The organism is Geodermatophilus sp. CPCC 205506 (genome assembly GCF_051383635.1).
GTDB lineage: Bacteria > Actinomycetota > Actinomycetes > Mycobacteriales > Geodermatophilaceae > Geodermatophilus.
The window spans coordinates 25,439-50,756 of record NZ_JALPKP010000012.1; the positions used below are offsets into that span (position 1 = coordinate 25,439).

The window sequence follows — 25,318 nt, forward strand, 5'->3', positions numbered from 1 at the left end:
GGGACGCGGTCCTCGGCCGGCGGTCAGTGGGCGTACTCGCTGCGGCGCCACACCATGGCCAGCGCCATCAGCGGCAGCATCAGCACGTGGCCGGCGGTGAAGAGGAAGTCCCCGGAGACCGCCCCCGCCCAGTACGGCACCAGCAGGACGACGAACGGCAGGTACATCGCCGCCGACATCTCGAGGATCGCGGGCCACGAGTGCCGTCGGAAGCGCATCCAGGCGCCCATCCCGATCGCCATGTTGGTCGCCATGACCATGGCGTGGACGTCGACCCGGTCGTCCAGGCCCGGCCAGACCAGGGCCTCGAGTGGGCCCAGGGCCATCATCCCGACGACCATCGCGACGACCATCTCGAGGTAGTGCCGGACGTAGTGCCAGGCGTGCCGGGTGCGGGAGTGCTCGTGCGGGGTGCGGATCTGCGTCGACATGCGGCAAGGGTCGGGCGGCGCGGTGCCGGTGCCACGTGCCGGAGGTCACGACGACGGGTCACGACCCGGCATGACCCCCGTCAGAGCAGGTCGAGCGCCCGGGCCCGCAGCGCCGCCTGGGTCCGGTCCCGGGCGCCGAGCTTGGCCAGGACGTTGGTCACGTGGTTCTTGACGGTCCCCTCCGCGAGGAACAGCGACCCGGCGATCTCCCGGTTGCTGAGCCCGTCGGCGAGCAGCCTCAGCACGTCGAGCTCCCGGTCCGACAGCGGCACGACCAGGGGCTGGGGACGGGGCCGCGGGACGTCGTCCAGCTGGGCGAACCGCGCCACCACCTTGGCCGCCACCGACGGCTGCAGCACCGACTCGCCGCGCGCCGCCGACAGCACGGCCTCGACCAGGCGCTCGGAGGAGACGTCCTTGAGCAGGTAGCCGAGCGCGCCGGCGCGCAACGCGGCGAAGACGTCCTCGTCGTCGTCGAAGGTGGTCAGCGCCAGCACCGCGACGCCGGGCTGCTCGACCCGCAGGCGCCTCGTCGTCGCGATGCCGTCGAGCACCGGCATGTGGAGGTCCATCAGGACGACGTCCGGCGCCAGCGCGGCCGCCAGCTCCAGGGCCTGCTGCCCGTTCCCGGCCTCGCCGACGACCGCGACCTCCGGCCGGGCGCCCAGCAGCGTGACCAGGGCCTCGCGGAACAGCGCCTGGTCGTCGACGACCAGCACGCGGACGGGGCAGCTCACCCGGGGACCTCGACGAGCAGCGCCGTTCCGCCGCCCGGCTGGGACTCGACCCGCAGCCGTCCGCCCACCCGCGCGGCCCGCTCCTCCAGCCCCAGCAGGCCGAACGCGCGCCGGCCGTCGTCCGCCGGACGATCGGGGAGGCCCCGGCCGTCGTCCCGGACCGCCAGCCGCACCGTGCCGTCGTCGCCGAAGGTCAGGGTGACCCGCGCGGACGTGGCGTCGGCGTGCTTGCGCACGTTGGTCAGGCCCTCCTGGGCCGACCGGTACAGCGACTCCTCCGTCGGTGCCGGGAGGCGGCGCTCGACACCGGACACCTCCAGCGTGGCCGGGACACCCGCCGCCGAGGCCTGCGCGGTCAGCTCCTCCAGTGCCGCACGCAGCGGCGGGGCCGTCCGCTGCTCGCGCAGCGCGGCGACCGACCGGCGCACCTCGGCGAGGGCCTCGCCGGCCTGCTGCTGGGCCTTGGCCAGGACGGCGTCGGCGCGGCCCGGGTCGGTCGGGAGCACCGCGCGGGCCGCCTGCACCTGCATCTGGACCACCGTCAGGTGGTGGCCCAGGCCGTCGTGGATGTCGCGGGCGAGCCGGTTGCGCTCCTGCGTGGTGGCCAGCTCCTCGGCCTGCGCCGCGTACCCGCGGAGCCGCTCGTTGGCCGCGGCCAGCTCGGCCCGGGCCCGCTGCGCCTGCCGGAGCAGCGCGGTGACCACCGCGGTGAACACCGCCGCCCCGAGCAGACCCAGCCCGTTCCGGAGGAAGTCGGCCCACCCCATGCCGAGGTGCACGAGGGGCACGAGCGCGGTCACCCCGGCGGCGGCGGGCAGCGGGAGCAGCAGGACGCACTGGGCGACGAGGACCAGGAGCAGGAGCGTCGCACCGACGCCGGCCTGCGCCGCCCCGAACACCAGCACGCCCAGCGGCAGGGCGACGCAGACGTACGCGGCGGTCAGCCAGTACCGGCGCGGCGCGGGCCGGCGGGAGAGCCAGGGGAGGGCGGGCACGGCCAGCGCGGCGAACACGGTGCCGAGGCCGACGGCGAGGAGCGGGTGGGCGTCGTCGGTGGCCTCGACGGCGACGGTGAGCAGCGCGACGCAGGTCAGCACCGCGAGGGCGCGGGTCACGCGGACACTGTCCGCCGCCGGGACCGGCCGGTCAACGACGTGGTCGGCCGGCCGGCCGACACCTCACCCCAGGGGGTCCAACCGCCGCTTGAGCAGGCAGAAGGGGTTGCCCTCGGGGTCGGCCAGCACGTGCCACCCCTCGTCGCCGGTCTGGCCGACGTCGGCCGGGGTGGCGCCGAGGGCCAGCAGGCGCTCGAGTTCGGCGTCCTGGTCCCGGTCGGTGGCGTTGAGGTCCAGGTGCAGTCGGGGCTTGCCGGGGCTGGGGTCGGCCACCGGGCCGAAGACGAGGGTCGGTGCCGGGCCGCCGAAGCCGGCCTCGGGGCCGATCTCGACCGCGCCGTCGTCGTCGCGGGAGAGCACCCGGTAGTCGAGGACCTGTGCCCACCAGGCGGCCAGCGCCTCGGGGTCGCGGCAGTCGACGACGATCTCGCTGAGCCGGCACGCCATGCCGCGACGGTAGGGCCCCGGCCGCACGGCCGCGACGGCGCGGGCGCGGGCCGGCCGGTGCGGGTCAGTAGCCTCGACCCGTGCGCATCGTCCGTTTCGCCTCGCCCTCGGGCATGTCCTTCGGAGTCCTCGACGGGGACGGCCACGTGGCCCAGATCGAGGGCCACCCGTTCGGCACCATCTCCTTCACCGGTCAGCGCTTCGCGCAGGCCGACGTCCGGCTGCTGTCGCCGATCCTCCCCAGCAAGGTGGTCTGCGTCGGCAAGAACTACGCCGCGCACATCGAGGAGATGAAGACCGGCGAGGCCCCGGCGGAACCGCTGCTGTTCCTCAAGCCGTCGACGTCGGTGATCGGCCCCGGCGACGCCATCCGGATCCCGCCGGGCAGCGCCAACGTGCACCACGAGGCGGAGCTGGCCGTGGTCATCGGCGCCCGCGGCGCCCGGCACGTCAGCCCGGAGCAGGCGCTGTCGAGCGTCTTCGGCTACACGATCGGCAACGACGTCACCGAGCGGGACATGCAGAAGAGCGACGGGCAGTGGACCCGCGCCAAGGGCTTCGACAGCTTCTGCCCGCTCGGCCCGTGGATCGAGACCGACCTGGCCGGCCTCGGCAAGGACCCGGCCGACCTCGAGATCACCTGCACGGTGGACGGCGAGCTGCGCCAGCAGGGGCGCACCAGCCAGCTGCTGTTCGACGTGCCGACGCTGGTCTCGCACATCTCGCAGGTCATGACGCTGCTGCCGGGCGACGTCGTGCTGACCGGAACCCCGTCCGGCGTCGGGCCGATCCGCCCCGGCCAGCGGGTCGAGGTGACCGTCGAGGGCCTGGGCACGCTGGCCAACACGGTGACCGGCGCCGACACCACCTCCACCGCCGGCGGCACGCGGTGACCGGCGTCCGCACCCGCTTCTGCCCGTCGCCGACGGGCACGGTGCACGTCGGCCTGCTGCGGACGGCGCTGTTCAACTGGGCGCACGCCCGGCACACCGGCGGCACCTTCGTCTTCCGCATCGAGGACACCGACGCCTCCCGCGACTCCGAGGAGTCCTACCGGCACCTGGTCGACAGCCTGCGCTGGCTCGGGCTGGACTGGGACGAGGGTCCCGAGGTCGGCGGCCCGCACGGTCCGTACCGGCAGTCGGAGCGGCACGAGGTCTACCGCGAGGTCGCCGCGAAACTGCTGGCCGCCGGGCACGCCTACGAGTCCTTCTCCACCAACGAGGAGGTCGAGGCCCGCCGGCTGGCGGCCGGGCAGGACGCGAAGCTCGGCTACGACAACGCCGACCGCGACCTGACCGAGGCGCAGAAGGCCGCGTTCCGGGACGAGGGGCGCCAGCCGGTGCTGCGGCTGCGCATGCCCGACGAGGACCTCGTCTGGACCGACCTGGTGCGCGGCGAGGTCCGCTTCGGGGCGGGCTCGGTGCCCGACTTCGTGCTCGTCCGCGGCAACGGGGTCCCGCTGTACCCGTTCGTCAACCCCGTGGACGACGCCCTCATGCAGATCACCGACGTGCTGCGCGGGGAGGACCTCCTGCCGTCCACACCCCGGCAACTCGCCCTCTACGCCGCGCTCACCGACATCGGCGTCGCGTCGGGCACCCCGCGGTTCGGTCACCTGCCGTACGTGACGGGGGAGGGCAGCAAGAAGCTGTCGAAGCGCGACCCGCAGTCCAACGTCGACGTCTACCGCGAGCGCGGCTTCGTGCCCGAGGGCTTCGCCAACTACCTGGCGCTGCTGGGCTGGTCGATCGCCGAGGACCGCGACGTCTTCTCGATGGCCGAGATGACCGAGGCCTTCGACGTCACCCGGGTGAGCGCCAACCCCGCCCGCTTCGACGTGAAGAAGGCCGAGGCGATCAACGCCACCCACCTGCGCGCCCTGCCGGTGGAGGACTTCGTCGCCCGCGTCGTCCCGTTCCTGGCCGGTGCCGGGCTGGTGGCCGATCCGCCCACCCCGGAGCAGGACCGCGTGCTGCGGGCGATCGCGCCGATGGTCCAGGAGCGCGTGGTGGTCCTCTCGGAGGCCGTGGACATGGTGCGGTTCCTGTTCGTCGACGAGGTGGAGATCGACCCGGCGGCCGCGGCCAAGCAGCTGGCCGGCCCCGACGCCGCCGAGGTGCTCGACGCCGCCACCACCGCGCTGCGCGAGCTGCCGGACTGGAGCACGCCCGACATCGAGGCCGCGCTCAAGGAGGCGCTCGTGGAGGGGCTGGGGCGCAAGCCGCGCCAGGCCTTCGGGCCGGTGCGGGTCGCGGTCAGCGGCCGCACCGTCTCCCCGCCCCTGTACGAGTCGATCGAGCTGCTGGGCCGCGAGCGCACGCTGGCCCGTCTGGGCGCGGCCCGGGCGGCCGTCCCCGGGTGATCGGCCGGCCGTGAGCGACCCGGTGCCCGGCCCGCCCGAGCCGGCCGACGACGAGCCCTACAGCGGGCCGCCGCCGACCGGCCCCTACGCGGCGCCGCCGTACGTCCCCGGGGCGCTGCACGGCGTGCACTCGCTGCCGGCGACCGGGGCGTGGGCGGGGCCGGTGGCGTGGCCGCTCGGTCCGGTGCCGCTGCAGGCCGGCCCGCACACGCTCGGGCCGCCGTACCCGCCGTACCCGCCCGGGCCGTTCCCGCCGTACCCGCCGCCCTGGCAGCGTGCGCTGCTCGACTGGCGGCCCGGGCCCCCGCCGCCGGTCGGGCCGCCGCCCGGCGTGCGCTGGGCACCTCCGCCGGGCACCCCGCCGCACGACGAGCCGGTGTCCTTCCTGCACGCCATGCGCGCGCGGGACTGGCGGTGGTGGCGGCCGCTGCTCGGGCTGCTGCTGATCACCGTCGTCTACGCCGTGGCCGCGACCGTCGTGGTCCTGGTCGCCGTCGTCACCGGCGCCTTCCCGGACCTGCAGTTCCTCGACCTGGTCGACCCCGGGGTGCTGCTGATCACCAACGTGTCGCTGATCGTCGCCATCCCGATCGTCTGGCTGGCCTGGGTGGCCGCGCACGGCATGGAGCCCGGCTGGTCGTCGTCGGTGCTGGCCCGGCTGCGCTGGCGGCTGTTCCTGCCGTACACGCTGCTGTCCCTGCCCACACTCGGCGCCGGCATCCTGCTCAGCGTCCTGCTCGGGTACCTGCTGGAGGGCGGTGCGCTCACCGGGCCGTCGTCGTCCTACGTCTGGCTGGTGCTGGTCGTGGTGTTCACGACACCGCTGCAGTCCGCGGCAGAGGAGTACGTCTTCCGCGGCTACCTGAGCCAGGCGATCGCCGGGTGGATCCGCGGCCCGCGCGCCGGGGCGGTCGTCGCGGGAGTGCTGACGGCGGCGCTGTTCTCCGCGGCGCACGCCCCGCCCGACGTCTGGACCTTCCTCGACCGGTTCGCCTTCGGTCTCGCCGCCTCCGCCGTCGTCTGGCTGACCGGCGGCCTGGAGGCGGCCATCGTGCTGCACGCGGTGAACAACGTGCTGGTCTTCCTGCTGGCCGGCGGGCTGGGGGAGGGCGTGACCACCGACTCCGTGCCGGCCGGCACCGGGCTGCTCGTGGTGGCCCTCGACCTGCTTGCCATGGGGGCGTACGTGTTCCTGGTGGCCCGCTCCCGCCGGCGGCTGGAACCGGAGACCCTGACCCTCGCGCAGGATCTGCGACCACCGTCACCCCGGGGGGTGCCGACCGGGCAGGAGGGCGTCGGGTATGGTGGTTCCCGGCGCCGCGAGGCGCAGCACGACCCTTGGGGTATGGGGTAATTGGCAGCCCGACGGTTTCTGGTTCCGTTAGTCTAGGTTCGAGTCCTGGTACCCCAGCGAGGAAGCCTGGTTCCTCAGCACCACCGCACGGCCCCGTCGTCTAGCGGCCCAGGACGCCGCCCTCTCACGGCGGTAGCGAGGGTTCGAATCCCTTCGGGGCTACGCCCGCGCGAGAGCCCCCGGCCACCGGCCGGGGGCTCTCGTCGTTCCCGGACCCGGTGCACCCGGGCCCTCGAGGGCGTGGCAGGATGGCAGTGCACGGCCCCGTCGTCTAGCGGCCCAGGACGCCGCCCTCTCACGGCGGTAGCGAGGGTTCGAATCCCTTCGGGGCTACGCCCGCGCGAGAGCCCCCGGCCACCGGCCGGGGGCTCTCGCCGTCCCGGCACCGGTTGGCCGGTCGATCGGCGGCCCCGCTACCGTCTGGACGCCGCTCACGGACAGTGACGGGCGGCGGAGAGGCGGGAGGGCCATCGTGATCCGGACGAGTCGTCGGCTGGCCGACGGCCGGGAGGTCCTGTACTTCGACGCGGGGGACGCCGCCCCGCAGCGGACGGCCGAGGACCCGCGCGACCTCCCGCCGGTCAGCACCCGCTCGCAGCTGCGGTGGGACCCGCTGCTCGGCGAGTGGGTGGTCCTGGCCTCGCACCGGCAGACCCGCACCTTCCTGCCGCCGGCCGACCAGTGCCCGCTGTGCCCGGCGCGCCCGGACCGCGAGCCCACGGAGATCCCCGAGGCCGACTACCAGGTCGTCGTCTTCGAGAACCGCTTCCCCTCCCTGGCGACCGCGGTGGAGCTCGACGTCCCGCCGGCCGCCTCCGGCGCGCCGCTGACCGAGCTGCGGCCCGGCTTCGGCCGCTGCGAGGTCGTGGTGTTCACCAGCGAGCACGACCGGTCGTTCGCGACGCTGGGCCCCGAGCGGGCCCGGCTGGTCGTCGACGTCTGGGCCGAGCGCACCGCCGAGCTGTCGGGGATCGAGGGCGTGGAGCAGGTCTTCGCGTTCGAGAACTCCGGCGAGGAGATCGGCGTGACGCTCTCCCACCCGCACGGGCAGATCTACGCCTACCCGTTCGTGACGCCGCGCGTGGCGAAGGTGCTGGACTCGGTCGAGCGGCACCGCCGTGACACCGGCGGGGACCTGTTCGCCGACGTGCTGGCCGCCGAGCGCGGCGGGCCCCGCGTGGTGGCGGCCAACGAGCACTGGACGGCGTTCGTGCCGGCCGCCGCCCGCTGGCCGTACGAGCTGCAGCTGTTCCCGCACCGGCGGGTGCCGGACCTCCCGGCCCTGGACGACGCCGAGCGGGACGCGCTGGCCGCGATCTACCTCGACGCCCTCGGCCGGTTCGCCCGCCGCTTCGACACGCCCATGCCCTACATCGCCGCGTGGAACCAGGCGCCGGTGCACCGCGGCCGCGAGGACTGGTGGCTGCACCTGCAGCTGTTCTCGCTGCGCCGGGCGCCCGGCAAGCTCAAGTACCTGGCCGGCTCGGAGTCGGGGATGGGCGCCTTCATCAGCGACACCACCCCCGAGGACGTGGCCGAGCAGCTGAGGAACGTCTGATGACCGTCGTCGAGCGGGCTCGGGCGGCGTTCGCCGCGGCGTTCGGGGCCGACCCCGACGGCGTGTGGGCGGCGCCGGGGCGGGTGAACGTCATCGGCGAGCACACCGACTACAACGAGGGCTTCGTGCTGCCGGTCGCGCTGCCGCACACCACGCGCGCCGCTGTCGCCCTGCGCGACGACGGCCTGGTGTCCCTCGCCTCGGTGCAGCACCCCGGCGACCGGGTCGAGCTGCCCGTCGCCGACCTCGCGCCCGGCCGCCCCGGGGGCTGGGCGGGGTACCCGGCGGGCGTCGTGCACGAGCTGCGGGACCGGGTGCCCGGCGGGGTGAGCGTGCTGGTCGACGGCGACGTCCCCTCCGGCGCCGGGCTGTCCTCGTCGGCGGCCCTGGAGTGCGCCGTCGCGCTGGCGCTGCGGGACCTCGCCGCGCCCGGGCTGACCCCGGCCGACCTCGTCGACGTCGCCCGGCGGGCGGAGAACGACTTCGTCGGCGCCCCGACCGGCATCCTCGACCAGTCGGCGTCGATGCTCTGCACCGCCGGCCACGCGCTGTTCCTCGACACCAGGGACCGGTCGGCCGTGCAGGTGCCCTTCGACCTGGCCGCGGCCGGGCTGGCGCTGCTCGTCGTCGACACCGGCACCACGCACGACCACGCGACCGGGGGCTACGGGGACCGCCGCCGCGAGTGCGAGCAGGCCGCCGGGCGCCTGGGGGTGGCGGCGCTGCGCGACGTCCCGGACGTGGCCGCGCTGGCGGTGCTGGACGACGGGACGGCCGAGGGTGCGGTGCTCCTGCGCCGGGCCCGGCACATCGTCACGGAGAACGCCCGGGTGCTCGAGGTCGTGGCCACGCTGCGGGGAGCCGCCGGGCCGGCGGCGATCGGACCGGTGCTGACCGCCGGGCACGCCTCGCTGCGCGACGACTTCCAGATCTCCACCACCGAGCTGGACGCCGCGGTCGCCGCTGCCCTGGACGCCGGAGCGCTGGGCGCGCGGATGGTCGGCGGCGGCTTCGGCGGGAGCGCCATCGCGCTCGTGCCCGCCGACGCCGTGGACGCCGTCACCGGGGCCGTGACCACGCGGTTCGCCGAGGCGCGGTTCGGGGCACCGCGGACCTTCGTGGCCGTCCCCTCCGCGGGGGCGCAGCGGCTGGCCTGACCCGCACCGTCCGACCGACCGCGGGAGGTGCCGGACGGCGACCGCCCGGCAGGGTCCCGATCAGTCCAGCACGGTCACCGGCACCCGCTGCACGAGGTTGTTGGCCATGCCCTGCCGGTTCCACGGCTGGTCGACCGGCTGCGGGCCCGCCTCGTCGCTCGCCCGGACGACGAACTCGTAGCTGCCCGGTGCGGCGGTCCACGGCAGCACCCACGCCCGCCAGGCGAACGGGTGCGCCGGGTCCGGGGGAGCCAGGTCGGCCGCGGTCCAGCTCGCCCCGCCGTCCGCACTGACCTCCACGGAGGTCACCGGCCCCCGGCCGGACCAGGCGCGGCCGGTGAGTGTCACCGCCCCCGGGCGGAGGAAGCGCTCGCGGGTCATGAAGTCCGGGAAGCCGGGCGGGGTCATCAGCGCCCGCGGGGCGATCCGGGTCACCGGCACGCCGGCGTCGTCGGGGTCGACCTTGAGCCGGTAGGCGGTGGCGTTCTGGAAGCCGTCGAAGGGCCGGTCGAGGACGTCGATGCGGGTCAGCCACTTCACCTGGGCCATGCCGTACCAGCCGGGGACCAGCAGCCGCAGGGGGGCGCCGTGCTGGGGCGGCAGGTCGGCGCCGTTCATCGCCCACACCAGCAGCACGTCGGGACGCAGCGCCTCGTCCAGCGGCAGGCCGCGGGCGTAGTCCTGCTCGACACCGCGCTCGAGCCCGTGGTCGGCGCCGGTGAAGGTGACGTCGACGGCGTCCGGCCGGAGCCCCGCCTCCTCGAGCAGCGGGGCCAGCGGGGTGCCGGTCCACTCCGCGGAGCCGACCGCCTCCAGCAGCCACGGCTGGCTGACCGGCCGGGGCTCGAGCCGGGCGCGGCCGTTGCCCGCGCACTCCAGCAGCACCCGCGAGGTGACCGCCGGCCGGGCGCGCAGGCCGTCCAGGTCCAGCCGCAGCGGCCGCTCGACCGCCCCGCCGACCTCCAGCCGCCAGCCGGCGGTGTCGACCGCCGGGATGTCGTAGTGCGTGAGCACGTAGTGCAGGCCGGGCGGCGTGACGTCGTACCGCAGGGCCTCCAGCGGCATGCCGTGGTTGCGGGTGGCCAGCGCCAGCTCGTCCAGGCCGATGCCCTCCCCGGGCTCGGCGATGCGGAAGCGGCCGCGGGCGGACACCTCGGTCAGGCTCATGGGAGGTGTGTACGCCCGCCCGTCACCCGGGGGGAAGAGTCGTTCAGCGGGCGGCGCGGGAGATGGCGCCGGCCGCCTCGAGCACCGCGCCGACGATCTCGGGGGAGGGACGGCGGCCCAGCCGCTCGACCGGCCCCGAGATCGACACCGCGCCCAGCACGCCCCCGGCGGCGTCGCGCACCGGCGCCGACAGCGAGGCCACCCCGGGCTCGCGCTCGGCGACGCTGTGCGCCCAGCCCCGCCGGCGGACGTCGAGCAGGGTGCGGGCGGTGAAGCTCGCGGCCGGCAGCAGCGGCGTCACCTCGTCGGCCGGGGCGAAGGCGAGCAGCGCGTGCGCGGCCGAGCCCGCGGTCATCGGCAGCCGCGCCCCCACCGGGACGGTGTCGCGCAGGCCGCTGGTCCGCTCCGCGGCGGCCACGCACACGCGGGTGGCGCCGTCGCGCACGTAGAACTGCGCGCTCTCCCCGCTGCTGTCCCGCAGCGTCACCAGGTGCCGGCCGGCGATCCCGGCGAGGTCCGCGGTGCCCCGGCCCAGCTCGGCGAGCCCGGGGCCCGGCGCCCAGGCCCCGGCCGTCGTCCGGCGGACCAGGCGGTGGCCCTCCAGCGCGACGGCCAGCCGGTGCGCGGTCGCGCGGGGCAGCCCCGTGCGCTCGACCAGCTCGGCCAGGGTCGCCGGCTCGGCGGCGACGGCACGGAGGATGGCCACTGCTTTGTCCAGCACGGCGACCGGGTTAGGCTGTCCCACAGAGCAATACTCGCATCCCACAGCATGAGATGGCCAGCAGGAGGCGCACCATGGGTGGACGAGCCGCGAACCAGGAGGGACCAGCCGTGCCGAAGACCCTGGCGGAGAAGGTCTACGACGCCCACGTCGTGCGCAGTGCCGAGGGCGAGCCGGACCTGCTCTTCATCGACCTGCACCTCGTGCACGAGGTGACCAGCCCGCAGGCCTTCGACGGGCTCCGGGCCGCCGGACGCACCGTGCGCCGGCCCGACCTCACGATGGCGACCGAGGACCACAACGTCCCGACGCTGGACATCCTCGCGCCGATCGCCGACCCGGTCAGCCGGGCGCAGGTCGAGGCGCTCCGGAACAACGCCGCCGAGTTCGGCATCCGGCTGGCCCCGATGGGCGACCGCGACCAGGGCATCGTGCACGTCATCGGCCCGCAGCTGGGGCTCACCCAGCCCGGCACGACCATCGTCTGCGGCGACAGCCACACCTCCACCCACGGCGCGTTCGGTGCGCTGGCGTTCGGCATCGGCACCAGCGAGGTCGAGCACGTGCTGGCCACCCAGACGCTGCCGCAGTACCGCCCCAAGCAGATGGCGGTCACGGTGGACGGCGAGCTGGCCCCCGGCGTCTCCGCCAAGGACGTCATCCTGGCCGTCATCGCGCAGATCGGCACCGGCGGCGGCCAGGGCCACGTCATCGAGTACCGCGGCGACGCCATCGAGAAGCTCTCGATGGAGGCCCGCATGACCATCTGCAACATGTCGATCGAGGCCGGCGCCAAGGCCGGGCTGATCGCCCCCGACCAGACCACGTTCGACTTCCTCCAGGGCAGGCCGCACGCCCCGCAGGGCGCCGACTGGGACGCCGCGGTCGAGTACTGGCGGACGCTGCGCACCGACGAGGGCGCCGTCTTCGACCGCGAGGTGCACATCGACGCCGCCACGCTGACGCCGTTCGTCACCTGGGGCACCAACCCCGGCCAGGGCCTGCCGATCTCCGGTCAGGTGCCGGACCCGGCCGACTTCGCCGACGAGAACGACCGCCGGGACGCCGAGGGCGCGCTGGCCTACATGGGCCTGACGCCGGGCACCCCGCTGCGCGAGATCAAGGTCGACACCGTCTTCCTGGGCTCGTGCACCAACGGCCGGATCGAGGACCTGCGGACCGCCGCCGAGCTGCTGCGGGGCAGGCACATCGACGGCGACACCCGGATGCTCGTCGTCCCGGGCTCGGTCGCGGTGAAGGCGCAGGCCGAGGCGGAGGGCCTGGACCAGGTCTTCCTCGAGGCCGGCGCCGAGTGGCGCGGCGCCGGGTGCTCGATGTGCCTGGGCATGAACCCCGACCAGCTCAAGCCGGGGGAGCGCTCGGCGTCCACGAGCAACCGCAACTTCCAGGGCCGGCAGGGCAAGGGCGGTCGGACCCACCTGGTCAGCCCGGCGGTCGCCGCGGCGACCGCGCTGACCGGCCACCTGACCGCCCCGGCCGACCTCGAGCCGGCTCTCGCGAGCACTGGAGTCTGACCCGATGGACGCCTTCACCACGCACACCGGCACCGCGGCCCCGCTGCGGCGGACCAACGTCGACACCGACCAGATCATCCCGGCCGAGTACCTCAAGCGGATCACCCGCACCGGGTTCGAGGACGGCCTGTTCGTCGCCTGGCGCACCAACGAGCCGGACTTCGTCCTCAACAAGCCGGAGTACGCGACCGCCTCGGTGCTCGTCGCCGGCCCCGACTTCGGCACCGGCTCGTCCCGCGAACACGCCGTCTGGGCCCTGATGGACGGCGGCTTCCGGGTGGTCATCAGCTCCCGGTTCGCCGACATCTTCCGCAACAACTCGACCAAGGCCGGGCTGCTCACCGTGCTGCTCCCGCAGGCCGACGTCGAGGCGCTGTGGACGGCGATCGAGGCCGACCCCACCACCGAGGTGACCGTCGACCTGCAGGCCAAGGAGGTCCGCTACGCGGACGTCACGGTGCCGTTCAACATCGACGACTACACCCGCTGGCGGCTGCTCGAGGGCCTCGACGACGTCGGCCTCACCGAGCGCCACCTGGCCGACATCGAGGCCTACGAGAACACCCGGCAGCCCTGGTTGCCCAGGGCGCTGCCCGTCCTCCCCGCCTGACCCAGGCATAGGAGGCTTTGCCTGTGGTTCCGGCGCCGCATCCGTATGCAAAGCCTCCTATGCCTCAACGGGGGCCGGCGTCGTCGGACTCGGGGGAGAAGTCGCGGTAGTAGTCCGCGGCGAGGGCGCCCGGCCGCCCGCCGAGGGCCCAGACGCTGCCCTTGGCCGCGGGCGGCCAGGGCGCCCCGGCCACGCCGGCCCAGCGCACGCCCAGGCCCATCAGCACCGACGGGATCGCCCCACCCTGGCTGCAGACCACGGTCACCCCCACGTCGTCCCCCGCGCGCGCGAGCAGCCGCTCCACCACGGCCAGGCCGGCCTGCGGGTCGTCGGAGAACTCCTCCTCGCCCAGCTCCGGCTGCTCCTCGACGGGCAGGCCCAGCCGCTCGGCCAGGGGCTCCACCGTCTGCCGGCAGCGGGTCCGCCGCGCGGTGCGCACCGACGTCGGGGCGAACAGCGGCAGCACCTCCGCCAGCCGTGCGGCCTGCCGGCGTCCCTTGCCGTCCAGCGGCCGCAGGTCGTCGGGGCCGTTCCACTCCGACTTGTCACCGGCCCGGCCGTGCCGCACCAGCAGCAGCGCAGGCTCGCGCGGGACGTCGTCCCGGGCGAGGTCGGCCAGCACCGCCCGGTCCGCCTCGTGGTCGACCAGGTCGGCGGCGTCCGCCAGCGGCAGCCAGCGGAGCTCGTCGACCTCGGCGTTGGGCACGAACTCCCCGCCGACCACCCGCATGAGCCAGTAGTCGACCCGCTTGGGCCCCTCGTCGACCTCGTACTCGGTCCGCACGCTGCGCCGTCCGGCGACGGTGCTCAGGCCGGTCTCCTCGGCCACCTCCCGGACCGCCGCGGTCAGCAGGTGCTCGCCGTCGTGGAGCTTGCCCTTGGGCAGGGACCAGTCGTCGTACTTCGGCCGGTGCACCACCGCGGTCTCGATGCCGTCGCATGCCGGGCGCCACAGCGCCCCGCCGGCCGCCCGGATGACCATCAGCCCGCTCCACCGGCGGGCTCGGCGGCCAGCGCCATGAGCCCGGCCTGGTAGTCGCGACCGTGCCGGCGGGTCCAGGTGGCGTCGGGCCCGAGCTCCCAGCAGCGGACGTCCTCGGCCATCGCCTGGTCGAAGACGTTCTGCAGCAGCCGGTGCGACGGCTCGTCGCACACCCGCAGCAGCACCTCCACCCGGCGGTCGAGGTTGCGGTGCATGAGGTCGGCGCTGCCGATCCACCACTCGGTCTCGCCGTCGTTGCAGAAGTTCATCACCCGCGAGTGCTCGAGGAAGCGGCCCACGATCGAGCGCACCCGGATGTTCTCCGACATCCCCGGCACCCCCGGGCGCAGCGAGCAGATGCCGCGGACGAACAGCTCCACCGGCACCCCGGCCGCCGAGGCCTCGTAGAGCGCGTCGATGAGCTGCTCGTCCACCAGGCTGTTGACCTTGATGCGGATGCCCGCCGGGTGGCCGTCGGCGGCGTGCCGCGCCTCCCGGCGGATCTTCTCGACCAGCCCCGCCCGGACGCCGTGCGGGGCGACCATGAGCGTCCGGTAGGCGGTCTGCCGGGAGTAGCCGGTCAGCGTGTTGAACAGGTCGGTGAGGTCGGCGCCGACCCGCGGGTCGGCGGTGAGGATGCCGAGGTCCTCGTACGTGCGCGCGGTCTTCGGGTTGTAGTTGCCGGTGCCGATGTGGCAGTACCGGCGGATCACGCTGCCCTCCCGGCGGACCACCAGCGCGGTCTTGCAGTGCGTCTTCAGGCCGACCAGCCCGTAGACGACGTGGCAGCCGGCCCGCTCCAGCGACCGGGCCCAGGTGATGTTGGCCTCCTCGTCGAAGCGGGCCTTGATCTCCACGAGGACGACGACCTGCTTGCCGGCCTCGGCGGCGTCGATGAGCGCGTTCACGATCGGGGAGTCACCGGAGGTGCGGTACAGCGTCTGCTTGATCGCCAGTACGTCCGGGTCGGCGGCGGCCTGCTCGATGAAGCGCTGGACGCTGGTCGCGAACGAGTGGTAGGGGTGGTGGACGAGCACGTCGCCCTCGCGCAGCGTGGCGAACACGCTCTTCGGCGTCTCGCCCTCCGACAGCCGCGGGTGGGTCGCCGGCACGAAGGGGTCGTCCTTGAGCTCGGGCCGGTCGAGGTCGTACAGCGCCCACAGCGCGGCCAGGTCGAGCAGGCCGGGCACCTGGACGACGTCGCCCTTGTCCACCTCCAGCTCGTTGATCAGGACCTGGAGGATCCGCGGGTCCATGGACTCGGCGACCTCCAGCCGCACCGCCGGACCGAACCGGCGGCGGGCCAGCTCGCGCTCCAGGGCCTGCAGCAGGTCCTCGTCCCGGTCCTCCTCGACCTCGAGGTCGGCGTTGCGGGTGACCCGGAACAGGTGGTGGTCGAGCACGTCGAGCCCGGGGAACAGCGCCGGCAGGTGCGCGGCGATGAGGTCCTCGAGCGGGAGGAACGTCGCCTCCGACGTCGTGTCCGTGGGGCCCACCGGCACGAACCGCGGCACGTTGTTGGGCACCTTGAGCCGGGCGAAGCGCGGCGCCCCGGTGTCGGGGTCGCGCACCGAGACGGCGAGGTTGAGCGAGAGCCCGCTGATGTAGGGGAAGGGGTGCGCCGGGTCGACCGCCAGCGGGGTCAGCACGGGGAACACCTGGTCGCGGAAGTACTCCCGCAGCCGCTTGGCCTCGGTGTCCTCCAGCTCGTCCCAGTGCACGATCCGGATGCCGGCCTCCTCCAGCCGCGGGGTGATGTCCTTGAGGAAGACGTCGGCGTGCCGGTGCACCAGCTCGCGGGTCCGCTCGGTCACCCGCGCCAGCTGCTCGCGGATGGTCAGCCCGTCGGGCGAGCGGACCGTGAGCCCGGTGCTCTGCCGGCGCTTCAGCCCGGCGATGCGCACCATGTAGAACTCGTCGAGGTTGCCCGCGAAGATCGCCAGGAACTTCGCCCGCTCCAGGAGCGGGAGGGACTCGTCCTCGGCCAGCTCCAGCACGCGGGAGTTGAAGTCGAGCCACGACAGCTCGCGGTTGAGGTACCTGTCGGCCGGGATGCCGGAACGGGTGGAGGCCACACGCTCATCGTGCCGCAGGCAGGTGAACGGCGGGTGCTCTCAGCCGGGCCCGCGACGGTGCCCCGACAGCAGGGCGGCCGTCGCGGGGCCGACGCCGAGGGCGAGAGCCGCGTCGAGGTCCGCGGCGGTGTCGACGTCACGGGACAGCCCCGGCCACTCCCCGGTGAGCTGCCGCGCACCGCCGGCGCGGTGCCGCCCGGCCGAGCCGGCGCCGAACGCCGGCGCGAGGTCGGTGCCGTGCGCGGTGAGCAGCGTCGTGCCGGTGCCCTCGGCGTCGGCCACGAAGCAGCGCGGCGCGGCCCCGGCGGCGGCGAGCGCGGCGGTGAGCTCCTCGGGGCGGAGCGCGGGCAGGTCGGAGGAGAGCGCCGCCACCGCCGGCCGGCCGGCGGCCCGGGCGCCGTGGGCCAGAGCCGGGTTGAGTCCGCGGTCGGGCTCGTCGGGCACGGTGCGCGCCCCCAGGCCGGTGACGACGGCGGCGGCAGCGGGGTCGTCGGTGACCACGAGCACGCCCTCGACCGCGGCCGAGGCCAGAGCGGCGGCCACGGTGTCGGCCAGCAGCGCCAGGACCAGCTCGCCGTGCGCGCCGCCCGGCGACCCCCCGAGGGCGTCGGTCAGCGGGGCGAGCCGGGTCTTGGCCACGGCCAGCCGCTTCGCCGGGACGACGACCGACCACCTGCGCACGCCGCCCATGTGAGCACACCGGAGCGCTCGCGGGGGCCGGTGGGGACCCCGGTGCACGCGCGGGACCGGCGCAGGCCCGATCATGGGCGCAGACCACATCCGGCGCGACGGTGCGCGGGATCGGCAGGAGGGAGGGCGCCGGTGAGCCACGACCGGTCCCCGGAGACCGGGGGAGCGTGCCCCCGCCGGCCGCCGTCCAGGTGGCGCACCCGCGGGCCGGTCCCCCCGGCGCTGTGGCTGTGCTTCCTCGTCGTCTACCCCGTGGCGTCGCTGGTGTTCCGGCTCCGGTACCGGAACCCCGAGCGGTTCCCGCGCACGGGGCCGGTGATCGTGGTCGCCAACCACGTCTCGATCCTCGACCCGCTGGCCTGCGCGCGGCTGGTCTGGGACTGCGGCCGCATCCCGCACTTCCTGGCCAAGCAGTCGGTGTTCAAGGGGCCGGCCGGGCGGATCCTGCGGGCGGCCGGGCAGATCCCCGTGGCCCGCGGGTCGGCCGACGCCCGCAGCTCGCTGGCCGCCGCCCAGGCCGACCTGGCCGCGGGGAACGTCGTGGTCATCTACCCCGAGGGCTCGGTCACCCGCGATCCCGACTGGTGGCCCATGCAGGCCCGCACCGGGGTGGCGCGGCTGGCGCTGACCACCGACGCCGTCGTCCTGCCGGTGGCCCAGTGGGGGCCGCAGCGGGTGCACGACTACCACGCGAAGAAGCTGCACCTGCGGCTGCGGACGCCGGCGGACTACCTGGTCGGGGAGCCGCTCGACCTCGCCGACCTGCGGGCGCAGGTGCGCGACGGGCGCCCGCTCACCGGGGAGCTGCTGCGCGAGGTCACCGACCGCATGATGGGCGCCGTGCGCGACCAGCTGGCCGAACTCCGGGGTGAGCCCGCGCCGACGGCGTTCGCGTCGCGGCCGGCGCGCATCCTGCCGGGCGACCTCCCGGGGAGCGCTGCGTGAGCGAACCCGCGGGCATCCCCGGTGGGCACCGCACGCGGGCCGCCGTCCTCGGCGCCGGTTCCTGGGGCACCACGTTCGCCAAGGTGCTGGCCGACGCCGGCTGCACGGTCGCCCTGCACGCCCGCCGTCCGGAGCTCGCCGCGGCCATCACCGAGACCCGCCAGAACCCCGACTACCTCCCCGGCATCCGGCTGCCCGACGGGCTGCGGGCGACGACCGACCCTGCGGAGGCGCTGCACGACGCCGACATCGTCGTCCTCGCCGTCCCCTCCCAGTCGCTGCGGAGCAACCTCACCGAGTGGGCGCCGCTGCTCCCGGGCGACGCGGTGCTGCTGTCGTTGATGAAGGGCATCGAGCTCGGCAGCACCAAGCGGATGAGCCAGGTGATCTGCGAGATCACCGGTGCCGGCGCCGACCGCGTCGCGGCGCTGTCGGGGCCGAACCTGGCCCGGGAGATCGCCGAGGAACAGCCGGCCGCGACCGTCATCGCCTGCTCCGACCAGTTCCGCGCGGGACAGGTGCAGGCCGCCTGCCACACCGCGTACTTCCGGCCGTACACCAACCGTGACCTGGTCGGCTGCGAGCTCGGCGGCGCGGTGAAGAACGTGATCGCGCTGGCCTGCGGGATCACCGAGGGGATGGGGTTCGGCGACAACACCCGGGCCTCGCTGATCACCCGCGGGCTGGCCGAGACCGCCCGGCTGGGCGTCGCGCTCGGCGCGGAGCCGACCACCTTCGCCGGCCTGGCCGGCCTCGGCGACCTGGTCGCGACCTGCAGTTCGCCGCTGTCGCGCAACCGGACCTTCGGCGAGAAGCTCGGCCGCGGCATGACCGTGGAGGAGGTGCAGCGCACCACCCGGCAGGTCGCCGAGGGCGTCAAGAGCTGCCGGCCGGTGCTCGACCTGGCCCATGCCCACGGGGTCGACGTCCCGCTCACCGAGGCCGTCGTCCGGGTCTGCCACGACGGCGTGCCGGCCGCCCAGATGGTCAAGGAGATCATGTCCCGCGAGGCAAAGCCCGAGTGAGCGAGGCGACAGGGGGCCGGCGGGGGTCCTGGGGGGACGGCACCCGGTCGGTGCGGGCCGGTGACGCCCCGGCGGTGCCCGGTGCGCCGCTGCGGCCCTCGCCGGTCTTCGCCGCCCCGTACCACCTCGGCGACCAGCCGCCCCGCGCCGGCGGCGCCGACGCCTACGCCCGCACCGAGCACCCCACGTTCCGGGCGTTCGAGGCGGCGGTGGGGGAGCTGGACGGCGGGCGGTGCCTGTCCTTCGCCACCGGGATGGCGGCGATCACCGCCGCGGTGCTCGCGCCGGTGCGGGCCGGCGACCGCGTCGTCCTGCCCTCGGACGGCTACTACACGACCCGGCTGCTCGCCCGCGAGGAGCTCGAGCGGTTCGGTGTCCGGGTGGAGTACGTGCCGACGCCGGAGATCGCGACGGTCGCCGCCCGGGGCGACCTCGACGGCGCCCGGCTGGTGCTGCTGGAGACCCCGAGCAACCCCCAGCTCGACGTCTGCGACATCGCCGCGGTGGCCCGCGCCACCCGGGCGGCCGGCGCGGTGCTCGCCGTCGACAACACGACCGCCACCCCGCTGGGCCAGCGGCCGCTGGAGCTCGGCGCGGATCTGACGATCGGCAGCGACACCAAGGCGCTGACCGGCCACAGCGACCTGCTGCTCGGGCACGTGAGCACCCGCGACGACGAGCTGCACGCCCGCATCAAGGCCTTCCGCGACCACACCGGCGGCACGCCCGGGCCGTTCGAGGCGTGGCTCGGGCACCGGTCGATGAGCACCCTGGACCTGCGGCTGGCCCGCCAGGCCGCGACCGCCGAGGCCGTGGCCGACCTGCTGGCCGAGCACCCGGCGGTCAGCGGCGTCCGGTGGCCGTGGCGGCCCGGGGACCCGTCGTACGCGCTCGCCGCGCGGCAGATGCGCCGGCCCAACGGGGTGGTCTCCGCCGAGCTGGCCGACGAGGCCGCGGTGACGCGGCTGCTCGCGGCCAGCCGGTTGTGGACGGCGGCGACCAGCTTCGGCGGCGTGCACTCGACCGTCGACCGGCGCGCGCAGTGGGGTGGGGACGCCGTCGCACCGGGATTCGTCCGGCTCTCCTGCGGCATCGAGGACACCGCGGACCTCGTCGCCGACCTGGCCGCCGCGCTCGACGTCCGGTGAGCGGGACGACCCTCGAGCGGGTGCTCGGCGCCGGCCCGGTGGTGGGTCGCGGCCGCGCCACCGACTACCACGCGCTGGCCTGGCACCCCGGCGAGCCGCACCGCACCCGCCGCGAGCTGGTCGGCCCGGCGTGGGAGCGCCCGCGCGCCGGGGTCCGCGCGCTGGCCTGCCTGGCGCACGTCACCGACATGCAGCTGGCCGACGTCTGCTCCCCGGCCCGGTTCGAGTTCTTCAACGGGCACTTCGCCGACCCGCGGATGCGCGCGCTGGTGCCGATGCACCGGCCGCAGGAGGCGATCACCGCGCACGCGATCGACGCGCTGGTCCGCACCCTCAACGGGGTGCGCGGCGGGCCGCGCACCGGGCACCCGGTGCAGGTCGTCGTCACCACCGGCGACGCCATCGACAACGCCCAGTGGAACGAGCTGGAGCTGCTGCTGGCCATCCTCGGCGGCGGGCCGGTCTCCCCCGGGGCGGGGCTCACCGCCTACGACGGGGTGCAGGCCGCCGGCTGGCCGCACGACCTGTTCTGGCGGCCGGAGTGCGACGGCGGGGGAGAGCCCGACCTCTACCGGTCGCGGCACGGGTTCCCCGACCGCCCGGGGCTGCTGGCCGCGGCGTTCGCGTCGTTCCGCGCCGAGGGCCTGCGGCTGCCCTGGCTGGGCTGCCACGGCAACCACGAGGCGCTCATCCAGGGCGTCGGCGTCCCCACCCCGGCGTTGCAGGGCCTGCTGCTGGCCGACCGCAAGCCGGTGGACTTCGCGGCGGACGTGCCGCTGGACGACGCGCTGCGGCTGTTCACGCACTCGTCGGAGGTGTTCACGACCGCCGGCGCGCGGACCGTGACGCCCCTGGCCGGCCGCCGGTTCATCGACCGCCGCGACTTCGTCGCCGCGCACCTGGCCGACGGCGGGGAGCCGGCCGGGCACGGGTTCACCGACCAGAACCTGCGCGACGGGACGGCGTACTACGTCTGGGACGGGCTGCCCGGCATCCGCGTGGTCTGCCTCGACACCACCCGGGTCACCGGCGGCGGGGACGGCTCCCTGGACGCCGCGCAGGCCCGCTGGCTGGCCGACCGGCTGGCCGAGGTCTCGTCCACGCACCTGGCCCCCGACGGCACCCGCGTGGTCACCGGGAACGACGACCGGCTCGTCGTCGTCATCTCCCACCACGGGTTCAGCACGCTGGCGCGGGAGGACCCCTTCCGGCGCCCTCGCCCGAGCGCCGACACCGGCGTCCTCGGCGGGCCGGAGCTGGTCGCGCTGCTGCACCGGTTCCCGAACGTCGTCCTGTGGCTCAACGGGCACACCCACGTCAGCGAGGTGCGGTCGTGGGCCTCGGCGGCCGCCGCCGGGCGCGGCTTCTGGGAGGTCACCACCTGCGCGGTCGTCGACTGGCCGGGGCAGGCCCGGCTGGTGGAGTTCCTCGACAACGGCGACGGCACGCTGTCGATGGTCTGCACGATGGTCGACCACGACAGCCCGGCCCGGCCGCCGGACCCGCTCGAGCCCGCCGCCCGCGAGCCGGCCGCGCTGGCCTCGCTGCACCGGGAGCTGTCGGCCAACGTGCCGTGGGCCGGCCTGGCCGCCGGACTGGCCGGCGGGCCGGCCGACCGGAACGTGGAGCTGGTGCTGCGCCACCCGCTCCGGTGAGGTCAGCCGGCGGTCCGGCGCCGGTGCGCGGCCCGGGCGGTCAGCCAGCCGCTGACGGCGAGGTAGTACACGAGGTAGGACAGCGACAGCGCCACCACGACCGGGTGCGGGTCGGGGTACTGCAAGAGCAGCACGGCGTAGGTGGCCAGCCAGACCGCGGTGAGCACCAGGCTCACGCCCTGCAGCGCCGGCGTGCGCGAGGGGTAGAGGTAGCGCACCGGCACGAAGACCAGCACCGAGAAGACCACGACGAAAGCGGCGACCACGACCGGGGACGCGTCGAGGACGACGGCGTAGAAGGCCACCACGTTCCAGTAGCTCGGGAAGCCGAGGAATGTGTGGTCGTCGGTCTTCGCGTCGACCCGGCAGAACTGGTAGCTCGAGGCGAGCAGCGGCAGCGCCGCGACGACCCAGCCGGCGGCGCCCGAGGGCAGCGAGCCGGTGGTCCACAGCAGGACGACGGGCGCGAAGACGTAGGTGAGGTAGTCGACGATGTCGTCCAGGCGCGCCCCGTCGAACCACGGGATCGTCTCCTTGACCCGCAGCCGGCGGGCCAGCATCCCGTCGGTGCCGTCGACGACGAGCGCGGCCAGCCCGAGCCAGAGGGCGGTGACCGGGTCGCCCTCGACGGCGGCCAGCACGATCAGCAGCGCGAGCACCGACCCGCTGGCGGTGTAGGCGTGCACCGCCGCCCCGGCCAGCCGCAGCTGCAGCGGGAAGGTCCGGGAGGCGTCGGAACCCGGTCCGGCGGGCGGGGCGATCACGTTCTCGTGCATCGGCGTCGAGGCTCCCACACCGGCGGGTGCCCGGCTCCGCGAGCGGGGGCGTCCGCCCGTCGGCCGGGCGGCGGGCGGAGGCTCCACTAGTGTCGGCCGCGATGAGCGGACAGGCAGGCAAGCTGCGCGTCGCGGTCGTCTTCGGCGGCCGGAGCGCGGAACACCCCATCTCCTGCGTCTCCGCCGGGGCGGTCCTCGCGGCGCTGGACCCGGACCGGTACGACGTGGTCCCCGTCGGCATCACCCGCGACGGCGGGTGGGTGCTGCCCGACCCCGGGCTGCGCCTGGCGATCGTCGACGGCGCGCTCCCGGAGGTCACCGGGGGGACGCCGGTGACGCTGGCCGGCGACCCCTCCGGCCGCGGGCTGCTGCCCCTGGCCGGCGGCCCGCTGGTCGAGGTCGACGTCGTCTTCCCCGTCCTGCACGGCGCCTACGGCGAGGACGGCACCATCCAGGGTCTGCTCGAGATGTGCGGGCTGCCCTACGTCGGCTCCGGGGTCTTCGCCAGCGCGGCGTCGATGGACAAGGAGTTCACCAAGAAGCTGCTGGCCGCCGCCGGGCTGCCGCAGGGCGACCACGTCGTCCTCCGGGACGCGGCCGGCGCGCTGTCGGCGGACCCCGACGTCCTCGACGCCGCCACCCGCGACCGGCTGGGCCTCCCGGTGTTCGTCAAGCCGTCCCGCGCCGGGTCGAGCATCGGGATCAGCCGGGTCACCGACTGGGCGCAGTTCCCCGAGGCCGTGGCGACGGCGGCCGCGGTGGACGCCAAGGTGGTCGTGGAGGCCGCCGTCCCCGGCCGCGAGATCGAGTGCGGGGTGCTGGCCGGGCCCGGCGGTGGGCTGCCCGAGGCCAGCCTGCCGGCCGAGATCCGGCTGCGGCCGGGCACCGACTGGTACGACTTCACGGCCAAGTACCTGGAGGACGCCGCGGACTTCGACGTCCCCGCCGCCCTCACCCCGGAGCAGACGCGGGCCGTCCAGGAGACCGCCTGCCGGGCCTACCTGGCGATGGACTGCCAGGGGCTGGCCCGCGTCGACTTCTTCCTCGGGACCGGTCCCGACGGCGCGGACCGGCTGGTGATCAACGAGGTCAACACCATGCCCGGCTTCACCCCGATCTCGATGTACCCGCGGATGTGGGCGGTCAGCGGGGTGACCTCCGCCGACCTGGTGGACCGGCTGCTCGACGCCGCCCTGGCGGGGACCCGGCCGGTGGACGACCCGGCCCTGGACGGCGGCGCGCGGGCGTGACCCGGCGGCGGCCGGTCCGGCGGGGCGGGGCGGCGCTGCTGGTGGCCGCCCTGCCGGTGCTGTCCGGCTGCACCTCCGCGGTGGAGGGGGCCGCCTCTGCCGCGCCGGCGGACCCGACGCCGTCCTCCGCCGCGCTGCTGGAGGAGCTGCTGGTCACCGAGGTGCCCTCCGGGTTGCCGCGGGTGCCCGACGAGCACCTGACCCCGCCCGCGGGGGAGAAGACCGCCGACGACGTCGCGGAGTACGCCGCGGACCCGGGCCGGGAGCGGGACGTCCTCGACGACTACGGCTACCGCTACGGCTGGGAGCGCTTCTGGCGGTCCGGGTCCGGGTCCGGGCCGCTGACCAGCGTCTTCGTGGACCAGTTCGACACCCGGGCCGGTGCCGGCGCCTACGCCCGCGACCTCGCCGAGAACGACGCGGAGTTCTACGACGGCGTCCTCCGCGACGACCCGCCGCACCTGCCGGGCGGCTGCCGGCTGCTCACCGTCGAGACGGCCGACCCGGCGACCGGGCTGGCCGGGCCGGCGGCGTTCGCCTGGTGCGGGCACGGCGTGTTCAGCGTCGGCGTGGTCGCCGTCGCGGACTCGGTGTCGGCGGCGTCCGACGAGGTGCACGCCGTGATCGCCGCCCAGCTGGAGCGGCTGCCGCCGTCCTGAGGTCAGGCCGCGGGCTGCTGCAGCGGCAGGGCGTCGTTGATGACCGGCCCGAGCGCGGTCACCGCGGCGCTGTCGGTGTCGGCCGAGACGGTGACCTGCACGAACACCGGCCGGTCGACGGCGGTCCAGACGATCTCGTCGGGGTCGGTGGTGTCGACGAGCCAGGAGACGCCGTTGATCTGGATGAGCGGCGACGTCGGCTCGAGGCCGGCGGGACGCTCGACGCCGCACACCAGCACGATCGGCGGGTCGCCCCAGGCGTAGGCGAACGGGGACTCCGACCGCACCGGGCGGGACGGCTCGCCGGTGAGCTCCAGCGGCAGGGCGGCGATCAGCGCGGGGCAGGCCGCCTCCGCCTCGGGGGTCACCGGCGGGGCGTCCACGGGCAGCGGCGGCAGGTCGGCCCGGGCGGGGGTGGGCGTTTCCTCGACGTCGGCGACCGGCTGTCCTCCGTCCGGCCCGCCGTCGTCCCCGAGGACCCGGACGAGCACCAGCAGGACGACGACGACCGGCAGCACGACGGCGGTGACCAGCAGCGCGGCGCGGCGCAGCGGGTCGTCCGGCCGCGGCCGCTCCCCGGCGGGGGCGGTCTCGGTCGGAGGGGGGTTCTCGGTCAGCAGCGTCAGATGTTGACGACGGGGCACGTCAGGGTGCGGGTGATGCCGTCGACCGACTGCACGCGGGCCACGACGAGGCGGCCGAGCTCGTCGACGGTGTCGGCCTCGGCGCGCACGATGACGTCGTAGGGGCCGGTGACGTCCTCGGCCGTGGAGACGCCCGAGATCTGGCTGATCGTCGACGCGACCTGGGCGGCCTTGCCGACTTCGGTCTGGATGAGGATGTAGGCATGGACCACGGGAGACCTTTCCTCGGGCAGCGCTGCCGGTGCGGCGTCCGCGCCGGTGGGCGGACAGTT

General features: G+C 75.2%; 25 protein-coding genes and 3 tRNA genes. 16 read left to right on the forward strand and 12 right to left on the reverse strand.

Translation table 11 applies throughout. From position 1 onward, the window contains the following. Positions 1-23 precede the first annotated feature (23 nt). The 4 genes from MY520_RS08900 to MY520_RS08915 form a co-directional block, all read right to left on the reverse strand. Positions 24-431, reverse strand: coding sequence for a hypothetical protein (locus MY520_RS08900; RefSeq protein WP_436691728.1), 408 nt, complete (start codon positions 429-431; stop codon positions 24-26). An 80-nt stretch (positions 432-511) separates the two neighbouring features. After that, positions 512-1,168, reverse strand: coding sequence for a response regulator (locus MY520_RS08905; protein ID WP_436691729.1), 657 nt, complete (start codon positions 1,166-1,168; stop codon positions 512-514). Then, positions 1,165-2,283 (reverse strand): sensor histidine kinase, encoded by a 1,119-nt coding sequence (locus MY520_RS08910; RefSeq protein WP_436691730.1) that lies wholly within the window; start codon positions 2,281-2,283, stop codon positions 1,165-1,167. The genes MY520_RS08905 and MY520_RS08910 overlap by 4 nt, the downstream gene beginning before the upstream one ends. A 63-nt stretch (positions 2,284-2,346) precedes the next feature. Continuing rightward, positions 2,347-2,730: a VOC family protein gene (locus MY520_RS08915; protein ID WP_436691731.1), complete on the reverse strand. Its 384-nt coding sequence runs from the start codon at positions 2,728-2,730 to the stop codon at positions 2,347-2,349. Positions 2,731-2,810: 80 nt separating this feature from the next. Between MY520_RS08915 and MY520_RS08920 the strand changes: the two genes are divergently transcribed. From MY520_RS08920 to galK, 8 genes are all read left to right on the forward strand, one after another. Beyond that, positions 2,811-3,623 carry a fumarylacetoacetate hydrolase family protein gene (locus MY520_RS08920; RefSeq protein WP_436691732.1) on the forward strand — a complete coding sequence of 271 codons (813 nt, stop codon included), beginning with the start codon at positions 2,811-2,813 and terminating at the stop codon, positions 3,621-3,623. After that, positions 3,620-5,095 carry a glutamate--tRNA ligase gene (gene gltX / locus MY520_RS08925; protein WP_436691733.1) on the forward strand — a complete coding sequence of 492 codons (1,476 nt, stop codon included), beginning with the start codon at positions 3,620-3,622 and terminating at the stop codon, positions 5,093-5,095. The genes MY520_RS08920 and gltX overlap by 4 nt, the downstream gene beginning before the upstream one ends. 10 nt (positions 5,096-5,105) lie before the next feature. Beyond that, the gene (locus tag MY520_RS08930; RefSeq protein WP_436691734.1) at positions 5,106-6,449 is read left to right on the forward strand and encodes a CPBP family intramembrane glutamic endopeptidase; all 1,344 of its coding nucleotides are present in this window, start codon (positions 5,106-5,108) and stop codon (positions 6,447-6,449) included. Next, positions 6,435-6,506, forward strand: a tRNA-Gln gene (locus tag MY520_RS08935). Before MY520_RS08930 ends, MY520_RS08935 begins: the two co-directional genes overlap by 15 nt. A 32-nt stretch (positions 6,507-6,538) precedes the next feature. Beyond that, positions 6,539-6,611 (forward strand) — tRNA-Glu (locus MY520_RS08940). Positions 6,612-6,709: 98 nt separating this feature from the next. After that, positions 6,710-6,782: transfer RNA gene (locus MY520_RS08945), tRNA-Glu, on the forward strand. 139 nt (positions 6,783-6,921) lie between these two features. Next, on the forward strand, positions 6,922-8,007 hold the full coding sequence (gene galT, locus MY520_RS08950) for a galactose-1-phosphate uridylyltransferase (RefSeq protein ID WP_436691735.1): 1,086 nt from the start codon (positions 6,922-6,924) through the stop codon (positions 8,005-8,007). Beyond that, positions 8,007-9,164, forward strand: a complete 1,158-nt coding sequence (gene galK, locus MY520_RS08955; protein ID WP_436691736.1) for a galactokinase — start codon at positions 8,007-8,009, stop codon at positions 9,162-9,164. The genes galT and galK overlap by 1 nt, the downstream gene beginning before the upstream one ends. Positions 9,165-9,224: 60 nt before the next feature. On the opposite strand, the gene MY520_RS08960 is transcribed toward galK, so the two are convergent. Continuing rightward, complete coding sequence (locus tag MY520_RS08960; RefSeq protein ID WP_436691737.1) at positions 9,225-10,331, reverse strand: sulfite oxidase; 1,107 nt, start codon at positions 10,329-10,331, stop codon at positions 9,225-9,227. Between the two features lie 43 nt (positions 10,332-10,374). Next, positions 10,375-11,052 carry an IclR family transcriptional regulator gene (locus MY520_RS08965; protein ID WP_436691738.1) on the reverse strand — a complete coding sequence of 226 codons (678 nt, stop codon included), beginning with the start codon at positions 11,050-11,052 and terminating at the stop codon, positions 10,375-10,377. Between the two features lie 110 nt (positions 11,053-11,162). Here MY520_RS08965 and leuC point away from each other — a divergent pair, with 110 nt between their 5' ends. Together leuC and leuD are read left to right on the forward strand one after the other, a co-directional pair. After that, positions 11,163-12,587 carry a 3-isopropylmalate dehydratase large subunit gene (leuC, locus tag MY520_RS08970; RefSeq protein ID WP_436691739.1) on the forward strand — a complete coding sequence of 475 codons (1,425 nt, stop codon included), beginning with the start codon at positions 11,163-11,165 and terminating at the stop codon, positions 12,585-12,587. 4 nt (positions 12,588-12,591) lie between these two features. Then, a complete protein-coding gene (leuD, locus tag MY520_RS08975) occupies positions 12,592-13,197 on the forward strand; it encodes a 3-isopropylmalate dehydratase small subunit (RefSeq protein WP_436691740.1) in 606 nt (201 codons plus the stop codon). A gap of 64 nt (positions 13,198-13,261) precedes the next feature. Here the strand turns inward: leuD and MY520_RS08980 are convergent, their stop codons facing one another. From MY520_RS08980 to cofC, 3 genes are read right to left on the reverse strand one after another with little or no spacing between them, the layout of a single operon-like run. Next, a complete protein-coding gene (locus tag MY520_RS08980) occupies positions 13,262-14,179 on the reverse strand; it encodes an NUDIX hydrolase (RefSeq protein WP_436691741.1) in 918 nt (305 codons plus the stop codon). Next, positions 14,179-16,254: an RNA degradosome polyphosphate kinase gene (locus MY520_RS08985; RefSeq protein ID WP_436691742.1), complete on the reverse strand. Its 2,076-nt coding sequence runs from the start codon at positions 16,252-16,254 to the stop codon at positions 14,179-14,181. Before MY520_RS08985 ends, MY520_RS08980 begins: the two co-directional genes overlap by 1 nt. 39 nt (positions 16,255-16,293) lie before the next feature. Next, on the reverse strand, positions 16,294-16,944 hold the full coding sequence (gene cofC, locus MY520_RS08990) for a 2-phospho-L-lactate guanylyltransferase (RefSeq protein ID WP_436691743.1): 651 nt from the start codon (positions 16,942-16,944) through the stop codon (positions 16,294-16,296). Between the two features lie 132 nt (positions 16,945-17,076). Between cofC and MY520_RS08995 the strand changes: the two genes are divergently transcribed. From MY520_RS08995 to MY520_RS09010, 4 genes are read left to right on the forward strand one after another with little or no spacing between them, the layout of a single operon-like run. After that, positions 17,077-17,889, forward strand: coding sequence for a lysophospholipid acyltransferase family protein (locus MY520_RS08995; protein ID WP_436691744.1), 813 nt, complete (start codon positions 17,077-17,079; stop codon positions 17,887-17,889). Next, on the forward strand, positions 17,886-18,914 hold the full coding sequence (locus MY520_RS09000) for an NAD(P)H-dependent glycerol-3-phosphate dehydrogenase (RefSeq protein WP_436691745.1): 1,029 nt from the start codon (positions 17,886-17,888) through the stop codon (positions 18,912-18,914). Before MY520_RS08995 ends, MY520_RS09000 begins: the two co-directional genes overlap by 4 nt. Further along, entirely contained in the window at positions 18,911-20,062 is a 1,152-nt protein-coding gene (locus tag MY520_RS09005; protein ID WP_436691746.1) for a cystathionine gamma-lyase, read from the forward strand. Before MY520_RS09000 ends, MY520_RS09005 begins: the two co-directional genes overlap by 4 nt. Beyond that, entirely contained in the window at positions 20,059-21,717 is a 1,659-nt protein-coding gene (locus MY520_RS09010; protein ID WP_436691747.1) for a TIGR03767 family metallophosphoesterase, read from the forward strand. The genes MY520_RS09005 and MY520_RS09010 overlap by 4 nt, the downstream gene beginning before the upstream one ends. Before the next feature lie 2 nt (positions 21,718-21,719). Here the strand turns inward: MY520_RS09010 and MY520_RS09015 are convergent, their stop codons facing one another. Then, positions 21,720-22,493 carry a CDP-alcohol phosphatidyltransferase family protein gene (locus MY520_RS09015; protein ID WP_436691748.1) on the reverse strand — a complete coding sequence of 258 codons (774 nt, stop codon included), beginning with the start codon at positions 22,491-22,493 and terminating at the stop codon, positions 21,720-21,722. 101 nt (positions 22,494-22,594) lie between these two features. Between MY520_RS09015 and MY520_RS09020 the strand changes: the two genes are divergently transcribed. Then, positions 22,595-23,743: a D-alanine--D-alanine ligase family protein gene (locus MY520_RS09020; RefSeq protein ID WP_436691749.1), complete on the forward strand. Its 1,149-nt coding sequence runs from the start codon at positions 22,595-22,597 to the stop codon at positions 23,741-23,743. After that, complete coding sequence (locus tag MY520_RS09025) at positions 23,740-24,402, forward strand: hypothetical protein (protein ID WP_436691750.1); 663 nt, start codon at positions 23,740-23,742, stop codon at positions 24,400-24,402. The genes MY520_RS09020 and MY520_RS09025 overlap by 4 nt, the downstream gene beginning before the upstream one ends. Before the next feature lie 2 nt (positions 24,403-24,404). On the opposite strand, the gene MY520_RS09030 is transcribed toward MY520_RS09025, so the two are convergent. Continuing rightward, positions 24,405-25,046 carry a DUF3515 domain-containing protein gene (locus MY520_RS09030; RefSeq protein ID WP_436691751.1) on the reverse strand — a complete coding sequence of 214 codons (642 nt, stop codon included), beginning with the start codon at positions 25,044-25,046 and terminating at the stop codon, positions 24,405-24,407. Continuing rightward, positions 25,025-25,258, reverse strand: coding sequence for an Lrp/AsnC ligand binding domain-containing protein (locus MY520_RS09035; protein WP_436691752.1), 234 nt, complete (start codon positions 25,256-25,258; stop codon positions 25,025-25,027). Before MY520_RS09035 ends, MY520_RS09030 begins: the two co-directional genes overlap by 22 nt. Between the last annotated feature and the right edge of the window lie 60 nt (positions 25,259-25,318).

Coding starts and splice junctions, on each gene's coding strand:
- MY520_RS08900 (WP_436691728.1), bottom strand. CDS start 431: ATGTCGACGCAGATCCGCACCCCGCACGAGCACTCCCGCACCCGGCAC.
- MY520_RS08915 (WP_436691731.1), bottom strand. CDS start 2,730: ATGGCGTGCCGGCTCAGCGAGATCGTCGTCGACTGCCGCGACCCCGAG.
- galK (WP_436691736.1), top strand. CDS start 8,007: ATGACCGTCGTCGAGCGGGCTCGGGCGGCGTTCGCCGCGGCGTTCGGG.
- MY520_RS08960 (WP_436691737.1), bottom strand. CDS start 10,331: ATGAGCCTGACCGAGGTGTCCGCCCGCGGCCGCTTCCGCATCGCCGAG.
- leuD (WP_436691740.1), top strand. CDS start 12,592: ATGGACGCCTTCACCACGCACACCGGCACCGCGGCCCCGCTGCGGCGG.
- MY520_RS08980 (WP_436691741.1), bottom strand. CDS start 14,179: ATGGTCATCCGGGCGGCCGGCGGGGCGCTGTGGCGCCCGGCATGCGAC.
- cofC (WP_436691743.1), bottom strand. CDS start 16,944: ATGGGCGGCGTGCGCAGGTGGTCGGTCGTCGTCCCGGCGAAGCGGCTG.
- MY520_RS09015 (WP_436691748.1), bottom strand. CDS start 22,493: ATGCACGAGAACGTGATCGCCCCGCCCGCCGGACCGGGTTCCGACGCC.
- MY520_RS09020 (WP_436691749.1), top strand. CDS start 22,595: ATGAGCGGACAGGCAGGCAAGCTGCGCGTCGCGGTCGTCTTCGGCGGC.